20 protein-coding genes and 1 pseudogene are annotated in these 20,424 nt (G+C 69.3%); 14 read left to right on the top strand and 7 right to left on the bottom strand.

Features of this window, described 5'->3' with window-relative positions:
* Positions 1 to 25: 25 nt before the first annotated feature.
* Together A8W25_RS08500 and A8W25_RS08495 are read right to left on the bottom strand one after the other, a co-directional pair.
* A complete protein-coding gene (locus A8W25_RS08500; protein ID WP_067158317.1) occupies positions 26 to 733 on the bottom strand; it encodes a class I SAM-dependent methyltransferase in 708 nt (235 codons plus the stop codon).
* A gap of 86 nt (positions 734 to 819) precedes the next feature.
* Entirely contained in the window at positions 820 to 1,416 is a 597-nt protein-coding gene (locus A8W25_RS08495) for a DUF3043 domain-containing protein (protein WP_067158314.1), read from the bottom strand.
* Between the two features lie 294 nt (positions 1,417 to 1,710).
* Here A8W25_RS08495 and A8W25_RS08490 point away from each other — a divergent pair, with 294 nt between their 5' ends.
* From A8W25_RS08490 to A8W25_RS08475, 4 genes are all read left to right on the top strand, one after another.
* A complete protein-coding gene (locus A8W25_RS08490) occupies positions 1,711 to 2,502 on the top strand; it encodes a PspA/IM30 family protein (protein WP_079125899.1) in 792 nt (263 codons plus the stop codon).
* 25 nt (positions 2,503 to 2,527) lie between these two features.
* Positions 2,528 to 2,806, top strand: a complete 279-nt coding sequence (gene pspAA / locus A8W25_RS08485) for a PspA-associated protein PspAA (protein ID WP_067158312.1) — start codon at positions 2,528 to 2,530, stop codon at positions 2,804 to 2,806.
* Between the two features lie 82 nt (positions 2,807 to 2,888).
* Positions 2,889 to 4,172 (top strand): sensor histidine kinase, encoded by a 1,284-nt coding sequence (locus tag A8W25_RS08480; protein WP_067158310.1) that lies wholly within the window; start codon positions 2,889 to 2,891, stop codon positions 4,170 to 4,172.
* Entirely contained in the window at positions 4,169 to 4,858 is a 690-nt protein-coding gene (locus tag A8W25_RS08475) for a response regulator (RefSeq protein ID WP_067158308.1), read from the top strand. The genes A8W25_RS08480 and A8W25_RS08475 overlap by 4 nt, the downstream gene beginning before the upstream one ends.
* 61 nt (positions 4,859 to 4,919) lie before the next feature.
* Here A8W25_RS08475 and nadA read toward each other — a convergent pair whose 3' ends face one another.
* Positions 4,920 to 6,107 (bottom strand): quinolinate synthase NadA, encoded by a 1,188-nt coding sequence (nadA, locus tag A8W25_RS08470; protein WP_067158306.1) that lies wholly within the window; start codon positions 6,105 to 6,107, stop codon positions 4,920 to 4,922.
* 287 nt (positions 6,108 to 6,394) lie between these two features.
* On the opposite strand from nadA, the gene A8W25_RS08465 reads away from it, so the two are divergent.
* The gene (locus tag A8W25_RS08465; protein WP_067158304.1) at positions 6,395 to 6,751 is read left to right on the top strand and encodes a HesB/IscA family protein; all 357 of its coding nucleotides are present in this window, start codon (positions 6,395 to 6,397) and stop codon (positions 6,749 to 6,751) included.
* 80 nt (positions 6,752 to 6,831) lie between these two features.
* Here A8W25_RS08465 and A8W25_RS08460 read toward each other — a convergent pair whose 3' ends face one another.
* Positions 6,832 to 8,373 (bottom strand): hypothetical protein, encoded by a 1,542-nt coding sequence (locus tag A8W25_RS08460; protein ID WP_067158302.1) that lies wholly within the window; start codon positions 8,371 to 8,373, stop codon positions 6,832 to 6,834.
* 113 nt (positions 8,374 to 8,486) lie between these two features.
* Positions 8,487 to 8,702 carry a hypothetical protein gene (locus A8W25_RS08455; RefSeq protein WP_234386342.1) on the bottom strand — a complete coding sequence of 72 codons (216 nt, stop codon included), beginning with the start codon at positions 8,700 to 8,702 and terminating at the stop codon, positions 8,487 to 8,489.
* Positions 8,703 to 8,833: 131 nt separating this feature from the next.
* On the opposite strand from A8W25_RS08455, the gene A8W25_RS08450 reads away from it, so the two are divergent.
* Positions 8,834 to 9,808, top strand: coding sequence for a carbohydrate kinase family protein (locus A8W25_RS08450; protein ID WP_067158300.1), 975 nt, complete (start codon positions 8,834 to 8,836; stop codon positions 9,806 to 9,808).
* Between the two features lie 204 nt (positions 9,809 to 10,012).
* Here A8W25_RS08450 and A8W25_RS08445 read toward each other — a convergent pair.
* Positions 10,013 to 10,621, bottom strand: a pseudogene (locus A8W25_RS08445) (cysteine desulfurase family protein); the annotation flags it as partial.
* Between the two features lie 376 nt (positions 10,622 to 10,997).
* Here A8W25_RS08445 and coxB point away from each other — a divergent pair.
* From coxB to A8W25_RS08425, 4 genes are all read left to right on the top strand, one after another.
* Entirely contained in the window at positions 10,998 to 11,969 is a 972-nt protein-coding gene (gene coxB / locus A8W25_RS08440) for a cytochrome c oxidase subunit II (protein ID WP_067158298.1), read from the top strand.
* On the top strand, positions 11,966 to 13,702 hold the full coding sequence (gene ctaD, locus A8W25_RS08435; RefSeq protein WP_067158296.1) for a cytochrome c oxidase subunit I: 1,737 nt from the start codon (positions 11,966 to 11,968) through the stop codon (positions 13,700 to 13,702). The genes coxB and ctaD overlap by 4 nt, the downstream gene beginning before the upstream one ends.
* The gene (locus tag A8W25_RS08430; protein ID WP_067158294.1) at positions 13,699 to 14,097 is read left to right on the top strand and encodes a cytochrome c oxidase subunit 4; all 399 of its coding nucleotides are present in this window, start codon (positions 13,699 to 13,701) and stop codon (positions 14,095 to 14,097) included. The genes ctaD and A8W25_RS08430 overlap by 4 nt, the downstream gene beginning before the upstream one ends.
* A gap of 162 nt (positions 14,098 to 14,259) precedes the next feature.
* Positions 14,260 to 15,513 carry a L,D-transpeptidase gene (locus A8W25_RS08425; protein WP_067158291.1) on the top strand — a complete coding sequence of 418 codons (1,254 nt, stop codon included), beginning with the start codon at positions 14,260 to 14,262 and terminating at the stop codon, positions 15,511 to 15,513.
* A gap of 21 nt (positions 15,514 to 15,534) precedes the next feature.
* Here A8W25_RS08425 and A8W25_RS08420 read toward each other — a convergent pair whose 3' ends face one another.
* On the bottom strand, positions 15,535 to 15,951 hold the full coding sequence (locus A8W25_RS08420) for a response regulator transcription factor (protein WP_067158289.1): 417 nt from the start codon (positions 15,949 to 15,951) through the stop codon (positions 15,535 to 15,537).
* A 178-nt stretch (positions 15,952 to 16,129) separates the two neighbouring features.
* Between A8W25_RS08420 and A8W25_RS08415 the strand changes: the two genes are divergently transcribed.
* The 4 genes from A8W25_RS08415 (at position 16,130) to A8W25_RS08400 (ending at position 20,294) form a co-directional block, all read left to right on the top strand.
* The gene (locus A8W25_RS08415; protein WP_067158287.1) at positions 16,130 to 16,750 is read left to right on the top strand and encodes a cytochrome c oxidase subunit 3; all 621 of its coding nucleotides are present in this window, start codon (positions 16,130 to 16,132) and stop codon (positions 16,748 to 16,750) included.
* A 63-nt stretch (positions 16,751 to 16,813) separates the two neighbouring features.
* Positions 16,814 to 17,623, top strand: coding sequence for a c-type cytochrome (locus A8W25_RS08410; protein ID WP_067158285.1), 810 nt, complete (start codon positions 16,814 to 16,816; stop codon positions 17,621 to 17,623).
* Entirely contained in the window at positions 17,620 to 18,669 is a 1,050-nt protein-coding gene (locus A8W25_RS08405; protein ID WP_067158283.1) for a ubiquinol-cytochrome c reductase iron-sulfur subunit, read from the top strand. The genes A8W25_RS08410 and A8W25_RS08405 overlap by 4 nt, the downstream gene beginning before the upstream one ends.
* Positions 18,666 to 20,294 (top strand): cytochrome b, encoded by a 1,629-nt coding sequence (locus A8W25_RS08400; protein WP_067158281.1) that lies wholly within the window; start codon positions 18,666 to 18,668, stop codon positions 20,292 to 20,294. Before A8W25_RS08405 ends, A8W25_RS08400 begins: the two co-directional genes overlap by 4 nt.
* Positions 20,295 to 20,424 lie beyond the last annotated feature (130 nt).

Below are 20,424 nucleotides of genomic sequence, written 5' to 3'. Positions count from 1 at the left end.
CCAGGACGGCCCGCAGTCGACCCGACTACCCCCGCACGCCACACAGATGCAGCAGAGCCGCGACCCGCCGGTACGGATCGGTCCGCCCCGCCTTGTCCTCGGCGGCCAGCAGCCGGTCGAGCTCGTCGGCGGCAGGCAACTGCACGTCGTTCGGCACGTTGTCGGTGAAGACCCGCACCCCGTACCACGCGTGCAGCGGCGCGGCGATCCCGTCCAGCGTCCGCGTCAACGTGTCGAGCCGATCGGCCCGAACGGACAGCCCGAGCCGATTGGTGTACGCGTCGGTGTCGAAGGAGGACAGGGCCCCGGTCCAGTCACCCGCGAGCCCCGGCCGCATGGCCAGCGCGTCCGCGTTCCGGACGAGCAGCGACAGCAGCCCGCCGGGGGCCAGCATCCGGGCCAGCCCCGCCAGCATCGCGTCGGGCTCCTGGACGTACATCAGCACACCGTGGCAGAGCACCACGTCGAACGAGCCGGGCAGGAAGTGCACGCCGGTCTCGTTGCCGTCGCCCTCGATCAGGCGGACCCGCTCACGGATGCCCTCCGGCTCGGTGGACAGCGACTCGCGCGCCACCCGGAGCATCTCGGGGTCGGACTCCAGGCCGGTCACCGTGTGCCCGGCCCGGGCCAGGCGCAGGGCCTGGGTGCCCTGGCCCGTACCGACGTCGAGGACGCGCAGCCGCTGGCCGACCGGGAACCGGGCGGCTATCTGCTCGTCGAGCTGACGGGCCACGAGCTCCTGGCGCACGGTGTTGCGCAGCCCGCCCAGACCCTTCAGCCAGTTGCCGGAGGCGCCGCTGAAGGCGGCGACTTCCGTGCTCAGGGTCGCTCCCCGCGCTTGACCTGCGGCTTCGGCAGACGAAGCCGGCGCATCTGGAGCGTACGCATCAGGCCGTACGCCACCGCGCCCTTGGTCGGCTCGTCCTGGAAGCGCTCCTTGAGCTGCCTCTTGAGACGGAACGCCAGACCGATGGAGTCGAGCACGATCAGCACGATCACGGCGAGCCACAGCAGCAGCGCGATGTTCTGCAGGCTGCCGATCCGGACCATCGAGAGGACCAGGATGATCACGGCGAGCGGCAGGAAGAACTCGGCGATGCAGAACCGCGAGTCGACGTAGTCGCGCACGAACTTGCGCACGGCGCCCTTGTCGCGGGCCGGCAGATAGCGCTGGTCGCCGTTGGCGAGCGCCTCGCGCTGCTTGGCGAGCTCGATCCGGCGGACCTCGCGCGAACGCTTGGCGGCCTCCTTGCGGTCGGTCGGCACGGTCGACGCCCGACGGCGCTGGGTCTGGGCCTCACTGCGCTTCGGAGTGGGCCGGCCCTTGGGGGCCTCGGGGTCGCGGGGCTGCTTGGAGAGGTCCGCCGTCACCTTGTCGGTGGGGGCCTTCTCTTCGTTGGAACGGCTACGGAACACAAAGCCCAAGGGTACGGGGTCGCGGGCATGGACCACAGGCCGGTGGGGAACGATCCCGCAACGCCTTGCGTCCCCAGGGGTGTGCGCGGGTGCCGGAGCGGGAAGTGGCGGGAAGTGAGTGTCCGGTCCCTGACCGTCACCTACTCCCTGCGCCGGAGCGGGCGGGGACGCAGTCGTCCTTGGGGATGACCGCATCCGCGCCCGAACAGTGCGGTAATGGATGCAGGGCCCGTACTGTGGGTTCTGTTGCAGCAGCTGGAGCTGGAGTCCGTCAGAAGGGGGCGCGCGAAGCCCATGAGCGGTGTCATGAAGCGTATGGGGATGATCTTCCGCGCGAAGGCGAACAAGGCCCTTGACCGGGCCGAGGACCCGCGCGAGACCCTCGATTACTCGTACCAGAAGCAGCTGGAGCTGCTCCAGAAGGTGCGCCGCGGCGTCGCCGACGTGGCGACCTCGCGCAAGCGGCTCGAACTGCAGCTGAACCAGCTCCAGAGCCAGTCCAGCAAGCTGGAGGACCAGGGCCGCAAGGCGCTGGCGCTCGGCCGCGAGGACCTGGCGCGCGAGGCGCTGTCCCGCCGCGCCGCGCTCACCCAGCAGGTCACCGACCTGGAGACGCAGCACCAGACCCTGCAGGGCGAGGAGGAGAAGCTCACCCTTGCGGCCCAGCGCCTCCAGGCCAAGGTCGACGCCTTCCGCACCAAGAAGGAGACGATCAAGGCGACGTACACGGCGGCCCAGGCGCAGACCCGGATCGCCGAGTCCTTCTCGGGCATCTCCGAGGAGATGAGCGACGTCGGCATGGCCATCCAGCGGGCCGAGGACAAGACCGCGCAGCTCCAGGCGCGGGCCGGTGCGATCGACGAGCTGCTGGCCTCCGGCGCCCTCGACGACCAGTCCGGCCTCCAGAAGGACGACCTCCAGGCCGAGCTCGACCGCATCTCCGGTGGTACGGATGTAGAGCTGGAACTGCAGCGGATGAAGGCCGAGCTCACCGGCGGCACCTCGGGCCAGCAGGCCATCGAGGGCGGCACCGGGACCCCGCAGGACCGTCCGCAGCAGCAGACCCCCCGCTTCGACAAGCAGTAGGGCCGAGGGCCAAGGAGGAGTCGCCATGATCGTACGGATCATGGGGGAGGGCCAGGTGAAGCTGGCGGACAGCCACTTCACCGAGCTCAACAAGCTGGACGACGAGTTGCTCGAAGAGATGGAAGCGGGCGACGAGGAGGGCTTCCGCCGCACCCTGGGGGCCCTGCTCGACGCGGTCCGCCGCCTGGGCGAGCCGCTCCCGGACGACGCCCTGGAGCCGTCGGAGCTCATCCTCCCGGCGCCGGACGCCACCCTGGACGAGGTCAGGGACATGCTCAGCGACGACGGGCTGATCCCGGGCTAGCCGACGCCGGACCGCCCCCCCGCCCGACCGGGCACGCGAGGGCGCCCCCGCGCACGGGGCGCGCCCCGTACCGTAGGGAGGCGTGACGTTCGCCCGCATCCACGGATGGCTCCGCGCCCACCCCCTCGCCGGGGACGCCGCCCTCGCCGGGGTCGTCCTCGTCTGTATGGTCGTCGGCTCCTTCGCCGACCCCCACGGCTCCAACGGCCCCGTCTTCGGGACCAGGACCCCCAGCGCGACCGCCCTCGTCCTCGCGGTGCTCGGCGCCGTCTCGCTGGTGCTGCGCCGCCGCAACCCGCTCGGGGTCCTCGGTCTGACCGGCGGCATCACCGTCGCCGATCTGCTCGCGGGGAACTCGCCCGCCCCGATCGCGATCGCCCCGGTCGTCGCGCTGTACACGGTCGCCGCGCACACCGACCGCGCCACCACCTACCGCGTCGGCATCACCACCATGGCCGTCCTCACCGCGACCGCGATGTTCTTCGGGGACGCGCCCTGGTACGCGCAGGAGAACGTCGCCGTGCTCGCCTGGACGGGCCTGGCCGCGACCGCGGGCGACGCCGTCCGCAGCCGCCGGGCCATCGTCGAGTCCATCCGCGAGCGGGCCGAGCGGGCCGAGCGCACCCGTGAGGAGGAGGCGCGGCGCCGGGTCGCGGAGGAGCGGCTGCGCATCGCCCGCGATCTGCACGACGTCGTCGCCCACCACATCGCGCTGGTCAACGTCCAGGCCGGAGTCGCCGCGCACGTCATGGACAAGCGCCCCGACCAGGCCAAGGAGGCCCTCGCGCATGTCCGCGAGGCCAGCCGCTCGGCGCTGAACGAACTCCGGGCCACGGTCGGCCTGCTGCGCCAGTCCGGCGACCCCGAGGCCCCCACCGAGCCGGCTCCCGGCCTCGCGCTCCTGGACGACCTGCTGGGGGGCTTCCGCCGCGCGGGCCTCCCGGTCGAGCTCGCCCCCCTCGACCCGGCCGTACGCGCCGGGCTCCCGGCGGCCGTGGACCTCGCCGCGTACCGGGTGATCCAAGAAGCGCTCACGAACGTCCGCAAGCACGCGGGCCCGGACGCGAAGGCCGAGGTCAGCGTGGTGCGGGTGGGGCCGAACACCGAGGTCACGGTCATCGACAACGGCACCGGCAAGGGCGACGGCGGCGCCGGGGGCGGCGGCGGGGGCCACGGTCTGCTCGGGATGCGCGAGCGGGTCAGCGCGCTGGGCGGCACCTGCACGGCGGGACCCCGCTACGGCGGCGGCTTCCGGGTGCAGGCGATACTGCCGGTCAAGACGGCCGACACGGCCCGTACGGCACGGACCCGCAAGGAGGCCGACGCCGTCCGGGCGGCCGAGGGACCGGGGGAAGGCAGCGCATGACGATCAGGGTGGTACTCGCGGACGACCAGGCGCTGCTGCGCTCCGCGTTCCGCGTCCTCGTCGACTCCGAGCCGGGCATGCACGTGGTGGGCGAGGCGTCGGACGGGGCCGAGGCGGTCGCCGTGGCCCGTGCGACCCGGGCCGACGTCGTCCTGATGGACATCCGGATGCCCGGCACGGACGGGCTCGCCGCGACCCGCATGATCAGCGCGGACCCGGATCTCGCGGATGTCCATGTGGTCATGCTCACGACCTTCGAGGTCGACGAGTACGTGGTGCAGTCCCTGCGGGCGGGTGCCTCCGGCTTCCTGGGCAAGGGCGCCGAACCGGACGAGCTCCTGAACGCCATCCGGATCGCGGCGGCCGGTGAGGCGCTGCTCTCGCCCGTCGCGACCAAGGGCCTGATCGCCAGCTTCCTCGCCCAGGGCGGCAGTTGGGACGGCTCGGGCGAGCCGCCCGGCGCCCACGCCGAACGCCTGGCGGCCCTGACCGGCCGTGAGCGCGAGGTCCTCGTCCAGGTCGCGGGCGGCCTCTCCAACGACGAGATCGCCGAACGCCTGGTGGTCAGCCCCCTCACGGTGAAGACCCACGTCAACCGCGCGATGGCCAAGCTGGGCGCCCGGGACCGCGCCCAGCTGGTCGTGATCGCGTACGAGTCGGGACTGGTGCGGCCGAGGGTGGAGTAGCGCTGTACGCGTGAGGGCCGCTCCCCACCGGGAGCGGCCCTCACGCGTAGGTACGTGCTGTTTACGGAAGCGCCAGCATCCGCTCCAGCGCCAGCTTGGCGAAGCTCTCCGTCTCCGCGTCCACCTGGATCTGGTTGACGAGCTTGCCGTCCGCGAGGGACTCCAGCGTCCACACCAGGTGCGGCAGGTCGATCCGGTTCATCGTCGAGCAGAAGCAGACCGTCTTGTCGAGGAAGACGATCTCCTTGTCCTCCGCGGCGAATCGATTCGCCAGGCGGCGCACCAGGTTCAGCTCCGTGCCGATGGCCCACTTCGACCCGCGCGGCGCGGCCTCCAGGGCCTTGATGATGTACTCCGTCGAGCCCACGTAGTCCGCCGCGGCCACGACCTCGTGCCGGCACTCGGGGTGCACCAGCACGTTCACGCCCGGGATCCGCTCGCGTACGTCGTTGACCGAGTCCAGCGAGAAGCGGCCGTGCACCGAGCAGTGGCCGCGCCACAGGATCATCTTGGCGTTCCGCAGCTCCTCGGCGGTGAGCCCGCCGTTGGGCTTGTGCGGGTTGTAGAGCACGCAGTCCTCCAGCGACATCCCCATGTCGCGGACGGCGGTGTTGCGGCCCAGGTGCTGGTCCGGCAGGAAGAGCACCTTCTCGCCCTGCTCGAACGCCCACTCAAGCGCCTTCTTGGCGTTGGAGGAGGTGCAGATGGTGCCGCCGTGCTTGCCGGTGAAGGCCTTGATGTCGGCGGAGGAGTTCATGTACGAGACGGGCACGACCTGCTCGGCGACGCCCGCCTCGGTCAGCACGTCCCAGCACTCGGCGACCTGCTCGGCGGTGGCCATGTCGGCCATCGAGCAGCCGGCGGCCAGGTCGGGCAGCACGACCTTCTGGTCGTCCGAGGTCAGGATGTCCGCGGACTCGGCCATGAAGTGCACACCGCAGAAGACGATGTACTCGGCCTCCGGCTTGGCAGCCGCGTCCTTGGCGAGCTTGAAGGAGTCGCCGGTGACGTCGGCGAACTCGATGACCTCGTCACGCTGGTAGTGGTGGCCGAGGATGAAGACCTTGTCGCCGAGCTTCTCCTTGGCCGCGCGGGCGCGCGCCACCAGGTCCGGGTCGGACGGGGACGGCAGGTCGCCGGGGCACTCCACACCGCGCTCGCTCTTCGGGTCGGCCTCGCGGCCGAGCAGCAGCAGGGCGAGCGGCGTCGGCTGGACATCCAGGGGCTGGGCGGTGGTCACGTCACGCACCCTTTCTCTTTCGCAGACGAGTTTTCGTCTAAATGACGCTATCTATCATAACTGCTTCACGTCAGTTTGACGATGGCCATAGCGTCGATGTGACACATCCCCTTCGCTCCCCTCCGTACCCCTCGCACGGGGTTTTCCCCAGGGCTTTTCCGGCCCGCGCCGGGGTGTGCGAGCATGAAGGTGAGCCAAGGCACGGCCAAGGCCCACGCACGGCCCGGAATGAATCCGGGGCCCCGCCGGTTAGAACCGTCGGCAAGCAGTCTCCGTACAACCCGGGAGAGAAGCAGATGTCCGTATCGGACGAGACCACCACTGTGAGCGACGGCATCCTCCTGTCCGACGCCGCCGCGGCCAAGGTCAAGGCCCTCCTTGACCAGGAAGGCCGGGAGGACCTGGCGCTGCGCGTCGCCGTCCAGCCCGGCGGCTGCTCCGGCCTGCGCTACCAGCTCTTCTTCGACGAGCGCTCGCTCGACGGCGACGTCGTCAAGGACTTCGACGGTGTGAAGGTCGTCACCGACCGCATGAGCGCTCCGTACCTGGGCGGCGCCTCGATCGACTTCGTGGACACGATCGAGAAGCAGGGCTTCACGATCGACAACCCGAACGCGACGGGCTCCTGCGCCTGCGGCGACTCCTTCAACTGAGTCGCGCGCCTGAGCGCGACGACGAAGGCGGGCACCCCCATCGAGGGGTGCCCGCCTTCGTCGTGTCCGGACGAACCGGCTCAGCCCTTCGGCAGCGCCTCACCGGTTGTGGCGTCCACCACCTGGCGCGCCCCCAGCGTCTGGTGGAGCGTCACCGAGACCGTCTCCTTCTTGGCGATCATGGCGCAGATCTTCTTGGGGTCGTGGTGCGCGACGCCCACCGCGACCCGGACCTGGGAGCCGCTCTCGTCCGCGGTCGCCGCGTAGGTGTCGCAGATACCGCCCCAGAAGGTCACGGTCAGCGTCCGGCCGTCCTGGCCGATCGCGTACGAGACCAGTGCCTGGTGGCCGACGGGCGCCGACCCGGTCGGCGACGGCAGGGGAGTGCCGGGCCCGGACGGCGGCGCCGCCGGCTTCGCCAGGTACTGCGGGGCCAGCGCCGGGGCGGTGATGGTCACCGGCTGGGCGGCACCGGTCGGCTTCGCCTCGAAGAGCCACGACGGTACGAGCACCTGCCGCCCGTCCACGTACTGCGCGGAGAGCCCGAACACCGCCTTGTCGACGGTCACCGTCGAGGGCGTGCCCTGCTTGCACGGCTGGTGCTGGATGTTGCCCTGCGGGTCACTGGGCAGCTTGCGCTGCGGGTCGCTCGGCAGCTTGCCCTGGGTGGGCTCGCCCTGCGGCTGCTCGTCCAGCGGCACCGGGCCGGTGCAGTCCTTGCTCGCCGGGCGCCCGCCGCCCGACCCGTTCAGCTGCTTCAGCGTCTCCTCGGCGCTCAGTACGGGGTATGTGTCGCCCTTCTCCGGGGTCTTCAACTGGCCGCTGCCGCCGACCACTTGGCCGTCGGGGCCGACCTGGACGCCGGTCGTCCAGCCGTAGGTGGGCAGCCCGCCGATCACTGGGTCCGCGTTCACCACCCGGACCGCGCCCATCAGCTGGGACGCGTTCAGCTTGGCGTCGTCCAGGCCCAGCGCCTTCAGTACCGGGGCGGCCGCGGCCTTCGCGGCCTGCTCGCTGGGCGCCGAACCACCGCCCGTGGGGTCGTGTTCGCCCGGGGCCACGCCTTCCCCGGTGGTGTGCATGGGGCACTTGCTGCCCTTGGGGCAGTTGTCCGTACCGCCGGTGCCGTACCGGGCGAACGTCCAGCTGCCCGGCGCCTTCTGGTTGACCGTCAGCACCGGCCCGCCGCCGTCCTTGGTGATCCCGGCCTTCCAGACGGGCCCCTCAAGGCGCGGGGGACCGTCGATCCCCAGGGCCTTCGCCAGCTTCGCCACCTCGGCCTCGCCGACCGTGCCGCCCGGCCGGTACACCGCCGCCTTCGCCGGGCCGTCGGGCAGCTTCCCCTCGGCGCGGTAGACCACACCGTTCGGGTCCGGCTCGCCGGGGGCGATGCCCTCCCTGCCGCTGTCCAGGCCCAGCGGCGGCGGAGTGGTGCCGCCGCCCGCCCCGGCCTTGCCGTCCACGGCGCCCTCGGCGGCGGGCGAGCCGCCCGAGGCGGTGGAGGCCCAGTACGCCCCGCCGCCGCCCGCGACCAGCACCGCGGCCGCGACCGAGGCGAGGACGAACGGGGATCGTCGCGTCCGCCGCTGTGGCGACTCTTCCTGCGTGTGCTCGCTGCTCACCGCATCGCTCCTGTCCAGTCGTATCCCGCATCCCCTTTACGGGGGACACGCCTTGGACGGAGCGGGGGAGCGCACGGTTCCCTCCGCGCGCTACCCCATCGGGCCCCGTCGGCTCAGTCGCCGTACTCGGACATCGTGGCGATCAGCCGGACCGAGTCGGGCGGCACGGACACCCCGTGGATCCGGGACGGTGGGACGGGCGCCGGCCCGGGCTCCGACGGCACCACCCAGTGAGGTGCCATCCGCGCACAGTCGACGCGCAGCTGTGCGAGACCCGGTTCGGACGCCATGGCATTCCCGATCTGCTCCATCTGCTCCATGGGTTCCATATTCCGCACCGTACGCATCAGGAACCATGCAGAAAATAGCCTACTATCGGGTAGTTTCAGCCCTTCAGGTGAGCTCCCGGGACCCGGTAGCGTTAACTGTCAACAGTCCTCCACGCAGGAGTGTCCTAGCCGTGCGTATCGCAGTCACCGGCTCCATCGCCACCGACCACCTCATGACCTTCCCCGGCCGATTCGCCGACCAGCTGGTCGCCGATCAGCTGCACACGGTCTCCCTCTCCTTCCTCGTCGACAACCTCGACGTGCGCCGGGGCGGTGTGGGCGCGAACATCTGCTTCGGGATGGGGCAGCTCGGCACCGGCCCGATCCTCGTCGGGGCCGCCGGCTCCGACTTCGACGAGTACCGGGCCTGGCTGGACCGGCACGGAGTGGACACGAACTCGGTCCGCATCTCCGAGGTCCTGCACACCGCCCGCTTCGTGTGCACCACCGACGCCGACCACAACCAGATCGGCTCCTTCTACACGGGCGCGATGAGCGAGGCCCGCCAGATCGAGCTCCAGTCGGTGGCCGAGCGCGTGGGCGGCCTCGACCTGGTCCTGATCGGCGCCGACGACCCCGAGGCGATGCTCCGCCACACCGAGGAGTGCAAGACGCGCGGGATCCCGTTCGCCGCGGACTTCTCGCAGCAGATCGCCCGGATGTCCGGCGACGACATCCGTACCTTGCTCGAAGGCGCGAAGTACCTCTTCTCCAACGAGTACGAGAAGGGGCTCATCGAGTCCAAGACCGGCTGGAGCGACGCCGAGATCCTGGGGAAGGTCGACTACCGGGTCACCACCCTCGGCTCGCGCGGCGTGCGCATCGAGCGGGTCGGCGAGGACCCGATCGAGGTCGGCTGCCCGGAGGAGGACGCCAAGGTCGACCCGACCGGCGTGGGCGACGCGTTCCGCGCGGGCTTCCTGTCGGGCCTGTCCTGGGGCGTCGGCCACGAGCGGGCGGCGCAGGTCGGCTGCATGCTGGCGACGCTGGTGATCGAGACGCTCGGCACCCAGGAGTACCAGCTGAAGCGTGCGCACTTCATGGACCGGTTCACGAAGGCGTACGGGGTCGACGCGGCGGACGAGGTGCGCGCCTACCTCGGCTGACGCGTTCCTGTCTGTTCACCCACCCGTGCCGCCGCTGTGGGCATGCGTGCCGCCAGGGGCGGCACGGGTGGGCACAGCGGCACCCCGTTCCCGCCGGGCCGCGCACACCCGCCGGGCCTGCACCCCGGCACCGGCCGCTCAGCTCACCCGCCGCACCACGTACGCCGACCCCCGCTCCCGGGTCTCTTCCCCCACGTACTCCTGCCCGGCGGGCCCGCCCCACTTGTGCGCGCTCGCGGCGAGCAGGGACCAGCCGTCCTCGACCGGCCCCCACGCCAGCGACTGGGCCGCGTCCACGAGCAGCGGCACCCCCGCCTCCCGGCACGCCCGGGCCACCTCGCCCACCGGCTGTACCGTGCCCACCTCGTGGTTGGCGGACTGGAGGCAGGCCAGCGCCGTGTCGGGCCGCAGCGCGGCGGCGTACTCGGCGGGGGAGACCGCCCCGGTCCGGTCGACCGGTACCTGCGTCACCGCGCCGCCGTCCGCCTCCAGGGCCCCGCCCGTGTGCAGTACGGAGGAGTGCTCCACCGCCGACACCACGAGATGGCGGCCGACACGCCGACGCCCGGCGAGGGAGCCGTAAATTCCGGAGTGCACCGCGGCCGTCCCCGAAGAGGTGAACACGAGCTCGTCCGGCCGGCAGCCGACCGCCTCGGCCGCGGCCTCCCGGGCCGCGTCGAGCAGCAGCCGGGCCCGCCGGCCCTCGCGGTAGAGCCGGGCCGGGTCGGCCCACCCCTCGTCGAGCGAGGCCATCAGGGCCTGGCGGGCCACGGGGTGCAGGGGAGCGGAGGAGGCGGCGTCGAAGTAGGGCACGGCGCCACGCTAACGCGGTGGGAGGCCTGGCCGGGCCGTCGGTCGACGACGGGCCGTCGTCGGCTGGTCGCGCCCGCGCGGCGGAGCCGTGTGCGTCACAGCCCCGCGCGCCTTCAGGGGGGTGCCCGTGCCGTACCGCGTTCCGTGGACCCGTACAGAAAAACCCGTCAGATGCCCCACCGGAGGCCCGGATTCCACCCCTTCGGGGGCCCCGGCGGCGCGTTGGGCACCCTCCCCGCGCGACCCCAAATAGCGTCCAGTAGGGTTTGGTCCGCATAAACATCCAAACCCCTGCCCGCGGCCAGGGCGGCGACCGACCAGCGAGACGGACGGCCGGAGCCGGCCGGCGCGGGCGAGACTCTCGGGAAGGCGCTACGTGAGTCCCAACGGCTCCGACCGCTCGTCGCGGCGCCCGATGCGGCGGAAGCTGCTGCAGGTGCTGACCGCGGGCCTGGTCCTGGCTACCGCCTCCGGTTGCTCGTACAACTGGAAAGACTTCCCTCGCCTCGGTATGCCCACCCCGGTGACGGAAGAGGCTCCGCGGATCCTCTCCCTCTGGCAGGGTTCGTGGGCGGCCGCGCTCGCCACGGGCGTGCTGGTCTGGGGCCTGATCCTGTGGAGCGTCATCTTCCACCGGCGCAGCCGCACCAAGGTCGAGGTACCTCCGCAGACCCGGTACAACATGCCCATCGAGGCGCTGTACACGGTCGTCCCCCTCATCATCGTCTCGGTGCTCTTCTACTTCACCGCGCGTGATGAGTCGAAGCTTCTTGAGCTCTCCCCGAAGCCGGCCCACACCGTCAACGTGGTCGGCTACCAGTGGAGCTGGGGCTTCAACTACGTCGAGAACGTGGACGGCAACCCGGCCACGGGCGACGCCGTGAAGTCCAAGGAGCTGTCCGCCATTCCGGACCGCTTCACCAAGGACTTCCCGGCCGGCGCCGACGGCGTCTACGACGTCGGCATCCCCGGCACGCGGAACCCGCAGACCGGAAACCCCGGGCCCACGCTGTGGCTGCCCAAGGGCGAGAAGGTCCGCTTCGTGCTGACGTCCCGTGACGTCATCCACTCCTTCTGGGTGGTCCCCTTCCTGATGAAGCAGGACGTCATTCCGGGGCACACCAACTCCTTCGAGGTGACCCCGACCAGGGAGGGCACCTTCCTCGGCAAGTGCGCCGAGCTGTGCGGTGTCGACCACTCCCGGATGCTCTTCAACGTGAAGGTCGTCTCCCCGGAGCGCTACCAGCAGCACCTCAAGGAGCTGGCGGCGAAGGGCCAGACCGGCTACGTGCCGGCGGGCATCGCTCAGACCGACCCCGCCAAGAACGCGGAGACGAACAAACTGTGAGCATCCTCAACGAATCTCAGGGTGCCGCGGCAGCAGACGACTCGTACGAGAACGAGCTGCCGGTCCGGCGCAAGCAGCCGGGGAACGTCGTCGTGAAGTGGTTGACCACCACTGACCACAAGACGATCGGCACGATGTATCTGGTCACGTCGTTCGCGTTCTTCTGCATCGGCGGCCTGATGGCGCTCTTCATGCGCGCCGAGCTGGCCCGTCCCGGCACGCAGATCATGTCGAACGAGCAGTTCAACCAGGCGTTCACGATGCACGGCACGATCATGCTGCTGATGTTCGCGACGCCGCTGTTCGCCGGATTCGCGAACTGGATCATGCCGCTGCAGATCGGCGCGCCCGATGTGGCGTTCCCGCGGCTGAACATGTTCGCCTACTGGCTCTACCTGTTCGGCTCGCTCATCGCGGTCGGTGGCTTCCTCACCCCGCAGGGCGCGGCCGACTTCGGCTGGTTCGCCTACTCCCCGCTGTCGGACGCGGTCCGTTCGCCGGGCGTCGGCGCCGACATGTGGATCATGGGTCTGGCCTTCTCCGGCTTCGGCACGATCCTCGGCTCGGTCAACTTCATCACCACGATCATCTGCATGCGCGCGCCCGGCATGACGATGTTCCGGATGCCGATCTTCGTGTGGAACGTCCTGCTGACCGGTGTGCTGGTCCTGCTGGCGTTCCCGGTCCTGGCCGCCGCGCTGTTCGCCCTGGAGGCGGACCGCAAGTTCGGTGCCCATGTCTTCGACGCCCAAAACGGCGGCGCACTACTGTGGCAACACCTCTTCTGGTTCTTCGGCCATCCAGAGGTGTACATCATCGCTTTGCCATTCTTCGGAATCATTTCCGAAGTCATCCCAGTGTTCTCAAGAAAGCCGATGTTCGGCTACATGGGCCTGGTCGGCGCGACGATCGCCATCGCCGGTCTGTCCGTGACCGTGTGGGCCCACCACATGTACGTCACCGGCGGCGTGCTACTGCCGTTCTTCTCGTTCATGACATTCCTCATCGCGGTGCCAACCGGTGTGAAGTTCTTCAACTGGATCGGCACGATGTGGAAGGGCTCACTGTCCTTCGAGACACCGATGCTCTGGGCCGTCGGCTTCCTGATCACCTTCACCTTCGGTGGTCTGACCGGCGTCATCCTGGCCTCGCCGCCGATGGACTTCCACGTCTCCGACTCGTACTTCGTCGTCGCGCACTTCCACTACGTCATCTTCGGCACCGTGGTCTTCGCGATGTTCTCCGGCTTCCACTTCTGGTGGCCGAAGTTCACGGGCAAGATGCTGGACGAGCGGCTGGGCAAGATCACCTTCTGGACGCTGTTCGTGGGCTTCCACGGCACGTTCCTGGTGCAGCACTGGCTCGGTGCCGAGGGCATGCCGCGTCGTTACGCGGACTACCTCGCGGCCGACGGCTTCACCGCGCTGAACACGATCTCGACCATCAGCTCGTTCCTGCTCGGTCTGTCGATACTGCCGTTCATGTACAACGTCTGGAAGACGGCGAAGTACGGCAAGAAGATCGAGGTCGACGACCCGTGGGGCTACGGCCGTTCGCTCGAGTGGGCGACGTCCTGCCCGCCGCCGCGGCACAACTTCCTCACCCTGCCGCGTATTCGCTCCGAATCCCCGGCGTTCGACCTGCACCACCCGGAGATCGCGGCTCTCGACCAGCTTGAGAACCACGGTCACGGTGACAAGGCCCTCGCCGGCGGCAAGGAGGCTGGCAAGTGAAGGTCCAGGGCAAGATGTTCCTGTGGCTCTCCGTCTTCATCCTGATCATGGCCGTCGTGTACGGCGTGTGGTCGAAGGAGCCGGCCGGTGCCACCGCTCTCGTGATGGCCTTCGGCCTGAGCGTGATGATCGGCTTCTACCTGGCCTTCACGGCCCGGCGGGTCGACGCGGGTGCGCAGGACGACAAGGAGGCCGATGTCGCGGACGACGCCGGTGAACTGGGGTTCTTCGCCCCGCACAGCTGGCAGCCGCTCTCGCTGGCGGTCGGTGGCGCGCTCGCGTTCCTGGCCATCGCGATGGGCTGGTGGCTGCTGTACTTCTCGGCGCCGCTGATCCTGATCGGGATCTACGGCTGGGTGTTCGAGTACTACCGCGGCGAGAACCAGAACCAGTAGGTCCTCGTACGCACCTGTGAAAGGGCCCCGCGGCTCATCCGAGCCGCGGGGCCCTTTCGCGTGCCCGGGGCCGCTGCGGGGCCCCCTGGGCCGTTGGGGGAGTGCCGCCCGTTTGCAGTCCTCCCGCGCGCCGAACACGCCCGGGCTTCATAACGTGTGGTCATGAGTCACGCACCGCGTACCCGTACCGTCCTGAGCTGCACCCTGCTGGTCATTGCCCTCGGGGCGGGCGCCGGCGCGTGCGGCCGCTCCGACAGCAACCCGCTCTCGGCGAAGCCGTACGACGCGGCGGGCCAGATCGCGTACAACGGTCCGGCGGGCAGTGCGAAGGCGGATCCGGACAAGCCCCTGGAGATCACCGCCAAGGGTGGCCGCGGGCGCATCACGGACGTGACGGCCGCGGACTCGGCGGGGCGCCATCTCGCGGGCGAGCTCGACGGCGACGGGAACCGCTGGCACTCCACGGCTCCGCTCGTCGCGGGCACCCACTACACGGTGGTGGTCTCCACAGAGGACTCGGACGGCTCTCCAGGGCGCCGTACGCTGACGTTCGACACCGCCGCGCCCAAAGACGTCGTGAAGGTCGAATTCGGCCCGGACGCGGGCAAGTACGGCGTCGGACAGCCCATCACGGCGGAGCTCAGCAAGCCGGTGAAGGACAAGGCGGCCCGGGCGATCGTGGAACGCGCCCTGAAGGTCGAGTCCACGCCCTCGGTGGAGGGCGCCTGGTACTGGGTCGACGACAAGAACCTCCACTACCGGCCCAAGGAGTACTGGCCCAACGACGCGACCATCAGGGCCACCTCGCGGCTGGAGGGCGTGAAGATCGCCGACAAGCTGTACGGCGGCCCCGGGAACCCCCTGAAGATCACCACGGGTGACCGCATCGAGGCCATCACGGACGCGTCCTCGCACTACATGACGGTCAAACGCAACGGAGAAGTGATCAATACCATTCCGGTGACCACCGGAAAGCCGGGCTTTTCCACCCGAAACGGCGTCAAGGTGGTGCTGGGCAAGCAGTACTTCGTACGGATGCGCGGGGAGACGGTCGGTATCTCGTCGAGCAGCGCCGACGCGTACGACCTGCCGGTCTACTACGCGACCCGGGTCACCTGGAGCGGCGAGTACGTGCACGCCGCGCCCTGGTCGGTGGGCTCGCAGGGCGCCGAGAACGTCAGCCACGGCTGTACGGGCATGTCCACCGGGAACGCGGCCTGGTTCTACGAGACCGTGACCGAGGGCGACATCGTCAAGGTCGTCAACAGCATCGGCGAGGACATGACGCCCTTCGACAACGGCTTCGGCGACTGGAACGTCGGCTGGGACAAGTGGCGCAAGGGCAGCGTGCTCCAGGCCGACCTGAAGGCCGGGCAGAGCAGACTGAACTCCGCCCGGCTGCGGCCCCAGGTCTGAGACCCCGTGGGGGGCTCGGGATCAGGCCTTGGCGGCCAGGGCGCCGTCGGAGCGGCGGGAACGGATCAGGGCGGCCAGTGCGGCCGCGAACTCGACCGGCTCGACGGGGAGGGTCACCGCGGCGTCCGCACGGCTCCAGGTGGCCAGCCAGGCGTCCTGGGGGCGCCCGATGAGCAGCAGCACCGGCGGGCACTGGAAGATCTCGTCCTTGATCTGCCGGCAGATGCCCATGCCGCCGGCCGGGACGGCCTCGCCGTCCAGGACGCACACGTCGATGCCGCCGCGGTCCAGCTCCTTGAGGACGGCGTGCGGCGTGGCGCACTCCAGGAAGGTCACCGGGGGAACGTCGGAGGCGGGCCTGCGCCCGGCGGCGAGCCGCACCTGCTCACGGGTGTTCGCGTCGTCGCTGTAGACAAGTACGGTGGCGCTCGACTGCATTGTTCCTCCGATTCGACGGCGGTACGGGCTCGGGAGCCGATGCGCGGATGCTACTCCGTCCGACACCGTGTCAACACCGGTTCGACGAGCGCCCGGATGGGCCGTTCGGGCAGGACACGGGGTGCGGACACACCGAACGGCACCCCCCGGAGTGAGCGCGAGATAAGCGACCGACATAATGTCGGTCGTGGCGACAGCAACGACAGTAGAAACCGGGCACGCGCACCCGTCGGTCAATCGGCCGAACCTCACCAGCGTCGGAACCATCATCTGGCTGAGTTCCGAGCTGATGTTCTTCGCGGCCCTCTTCGCGATGTACTTCACCCTGCGATCGGTGACGGGTGCCGAGCACTGGAAGGAAATGGCGTCCTCGCTGAACCTTCCGTTCTCGGCGACGAACACCACGATCCTGGTGCTCTCCTCCCTCACGTGCCAGCTCGGCGTCTTCGCCGCCGAGCGGGGCGACGTGAAGAAGCTGCGCACCTGGTTCACGATCACGTTCGTGATGGGTGCGATCTTCATCGGAGGCCAGGTCTTCGAGTACACCGAGCTGGTGAAGAAGGACGGCCTCTCGCTGTCCTCCGACCCGTACGGCTCGGTGTTCTACCTGACCACCGGCTTCCACGGTCTGCATGTGACGGGCGGTCTGATCGCCTTCCTGCTGGTCCTCGGCAGGACCTACGCGGCCAGAAGGTTCACCCACGAGCAGGCGACCGCCGCCATCGTCGTGTCCTACTACTGGCACTTCGTCGATGTCGTCTGGATCGGCCTCTTCGCCACGATCTACCTGATCAAGTAATCGGGCACGCAGACCCGACACCATCCCGCATCGACGCAGAAGATCCTGACACCGGGGTAATCCGTGAAAAAGCTCTCCGCACGACGACGCCATCCGCTGGCGGCGCTCGTCGTCCTACTCCTCGCGCTGGCGGCCACCGGGGGGCTGTACGCCGCGTTCGCGCCCGCGGACAAGGCGAAGGCCGACGAAACCGCCCAGTCCCTCGCCATCGACGAGGGCAAGAAGCTCTACTCCGTCGGCTGCGCCAGCTGCCACGGAACCGGCGGTCAGGGAACCTCTGACGGCCCGTCCCTGGTCGGCGTAGGCTCCGCCGCCGTGGACTTCCAGGTCGGCACCGGCCGGATGCCGGCGCAGCAGCCCGGCGCCCAGGTGCCGAAGAAGAAGGTCATCTACTCGCAGGCCGAGATCGACCAGCTCGCCGCGTACGTCGCCTCCCTCGGCGCCGGCCCGATCAAGCCGACCCAGAAGCAGTACAGCCCGGACGGCGCGGACATCGCCAAGGGTGGCGAGCTGTTCCGCACCAACTGCGCCCAGTGCCACAACTTCTCCGGCAAGGGCGGTGCGCTGACGCACGGCAAGTACGCCCCGACCCTTGAGGGCGTGGACCCGAAGCACATCTACGAGGCCATGCAGACCGGCCCGCAGAACATGCCGTCCTTCCCCGACACGACGATGCCGCAGAAGCAGAAGCAGGACATCATCGCGTACCTGGACGCCGTGAACAGTGAGAAGACGGCGAGCCCCGGTGGCCTGTCGCTGGGGGGCCTCGGTCCCGTCAGTGAGGGTCTGTTCGCGTGGATCTTCGGCCTCGGTGCCCTCATCGCAGTCGCCATCTGGATCGCGGCCCACTCCGCTAAGGCCAAGAAGTCATGAGTAGCCAAGACAATTCCGAGAACCTGCCCAGCGAGCAGGACCCCGAGCACGGCTCGGTAGAGCGTGCCCGCGACCCGTTCGCGGACCCGGGGCTGCCGCCCCACCACCCGCGCGTCCAGGACATCGACGAGGCGGCCGCCAGGCGCTCCGAGCGCGTGGTCGCCGGTCTCTTCATGCTCTCGATGGTCGCGACGGTCGCCTTCATCGCGTCCTTCGTGATCTTCCCGATCGACAAGATCGTCTACATCTTCCCGTTCGGGCACGTCAGCGCGCTGAACTTCTCCCTGGGTCTGACCCTGGGCGTCGCGCTGTTCTGCATCGGCGCCGGCGCGGTCCACTGGGCCCGCACGCTGATGTCCGACGAGGAGATGTCGGACGAGCGTCACGAGATCGCCGCTCCGCCGGAGGTCCGCGAGAAGGTCATGCAGGACTGGGCGGACGGCGTCCGCGAGTCCGGCTTCGGCCGCCGCAAGCTCATCCGCAACACCATGTACGGCGCGCTGGCCATGGTGCCGCTCGCCGGTGTGGTGCTCCTGCGCGACCTGGGCACCCTGCCCGAGGACAAGCTGCGCAAGACGATGTGGGCCAAGGGCAAGGCCCTCATCAACATGAACACCAACGAGCCGCTGCGTCCCGAGGACGTCGCGGTCGGCTCGCTGACCTTCGCCAAGCCCGAGGGCCTGGAGGAGGACCAGCACGACTTCCAGACCCAGATCGCCAAGGCGGCCCTGATGATCGTCCGGCTGCAGCCGGAGAACATCAAGGACAAGCGCGAGCTGGAGTGGTCGCACCAGGGCATCGTGGCGTTCTCGAAGATCTGCACCCACGTCGGTTGCCCGATCAGCCTGTACGAGCAGCAGACCCACCACGTGCTCTGCCCGTGCCACCAGTCCACCTTCGACCTCTCCGACGGGGCCCGCGTCATCTTCGGCCCGGCCGGTCACGCTCTGCCGCAGCTGCGCATCGGCGTGAACAGCGAGGGTTACCTCGAAGCGCTCGGCGACTTCGAAGAGCCCGTCGGTCCTGCCTTCTGGGAGCGCGGATGAGCACCACCACGACTGACGAACGCCGCGAGGCCGGGAACGGCGAGAAGTTCGCCGACTGGGCCGACGGTCGGCTGGGGATCTACACCCTGGCCAAGACCAACATGCGCAAGATCTTCCCGGACCACTGGTCCTTCATGCTCGGCGAGATCTGCATGTACAGCTTCATCATCATCATCCTCACGGGTGTGTATCTGACGCTGTTCTTCCACCCGAGCATGAACGAGGTCGTCTACGACGGCTCCTACGTTCCGCTCCAGGGCGTGCAGATGTCCGAGGCGTTCAACTCGACCATGCACATCAGCTTCGATGTGCGCGGTGGTCTGCTGATCCGGCAGATCCACCACTGGGCGGCGCTGATCTTCCTCGCCGGCATGTTCGTGCACATGATGCGCGTCTTCTTCACGGGCGCGTTCCGCAAGCCGCGCGAGGTCAACTGGCTCTTCGGCTTCCTGCTGTTCTTCTGCGGCATGTTCACCGGCTTCACCGGCTACTCGCTCCCGGACGACCTGCTCTCGGGCACCGGCGTCCGGTTCATGGAGGGCGCCATCCTGGGCGTGCCGGTCATCGGCACGTACCTGTCGTTCTTCATCTACGGCGGCGAGTTCCCCGGCGGCGACTTCGTGGCCCGGTTCTACTCGGTCCACATCCTGCTGCTGCCCGGCATCATGCTCGGCCTGATGATCACTCACCTGATCCTGGTCTTCTACCACAAGCACACCCAGTTCGCGGGCCCCGGCCGCACCAACAAGAACGTCGTGGGCGCGCCGCTGCTGCCCGTCTACACGGCCAAGGCCGGTGGCTTCTTCTTCCTGGTGTTCGGTGTCATCGCGATCATCGCGGCGATCGCCTCGATCAACCCGATCTGGGAGATCGGCCCGTACCGCCCGGACCAGGTGTCGACCGGCGCCCAGCCCGACTGGTACATGGGCTTTGCCGAAGGCCTGATCCGAGTGATGCCGGGCTGGGAGATCAACGCCTGGGGCCACACGCTGGTCCTCGGTGTGTTCATCCCGCTGGTGATCTTCCCGCTGGTGCTCTTCGCGATCGCGGCCTACCCGTTCATCGAGGCCTGGATCACCAAGGACACCCGCGAGCACCACATCGCCGACCGTCCGCGCAACGCTCCCGTCCGCACCGGTATCGGTGTGGCGTGGGTGACCGCGTACATGGTGATGCTCATCGGTGGTGGCAACGACCTGTGGGCGACCAACTTCCACCTGTCGCTGAACGCCATCACCTGGTTCGTCCGGATCGCGTTCTTCGCCGGCCCGGTCCTCGCGTTCATCGTCACCAAGCGGATCTGCCTGGGCCTCCAGCGCCGGGACGCCGAGAAGGTGCTGCACGGTCGCGAGACCGGCATCATCAAGCGGCTGCCGCACGGTGAGTTCATCGAGGTCCACGAGCCGCTCGACGCCGGTCAGCTGTACAAGCTCACCGCGCACGAGCAGACCCGCCCGGCCGAGCTGCCGGCGGCCGTCGACGAGAACGGTGTGAAGCGCAAGGTCTCCGCCATGGAGAAGCTGCGCGTCAAGCTCCACAAGGGTTACTTCGGCGAGCAGAGCCAGATCGCCAAGCCGACCGCCGAGGAGTTCGAGGAGATCACCAGCGGCCACGGCCACCACTGATCCCCTCTTAGCGTCAACGCTGTACGCCACACAGCACAGGGCCCCGTCCACGCGATGGACGGGGCCCTTCGCTGTCCCCCGGGCTGGATAGGGTGTTCCCATTCCCCATATCCGTCGATGGACCCAGGAG

This window comes from Streptomyces sp. ERV7, assembly GCF_001653515.1.
Taxonomy (GTDB): Bacteria; Actinomycetota; Actinomycetes; order Streptomycetales; family Streptomycetaceae; genus Streptomyces.
The sequence above is the reverse complement of the archived record's forward strand: the minus strand, read 5'-3'. Positions and strand labels throughout refer to the sequence as shown.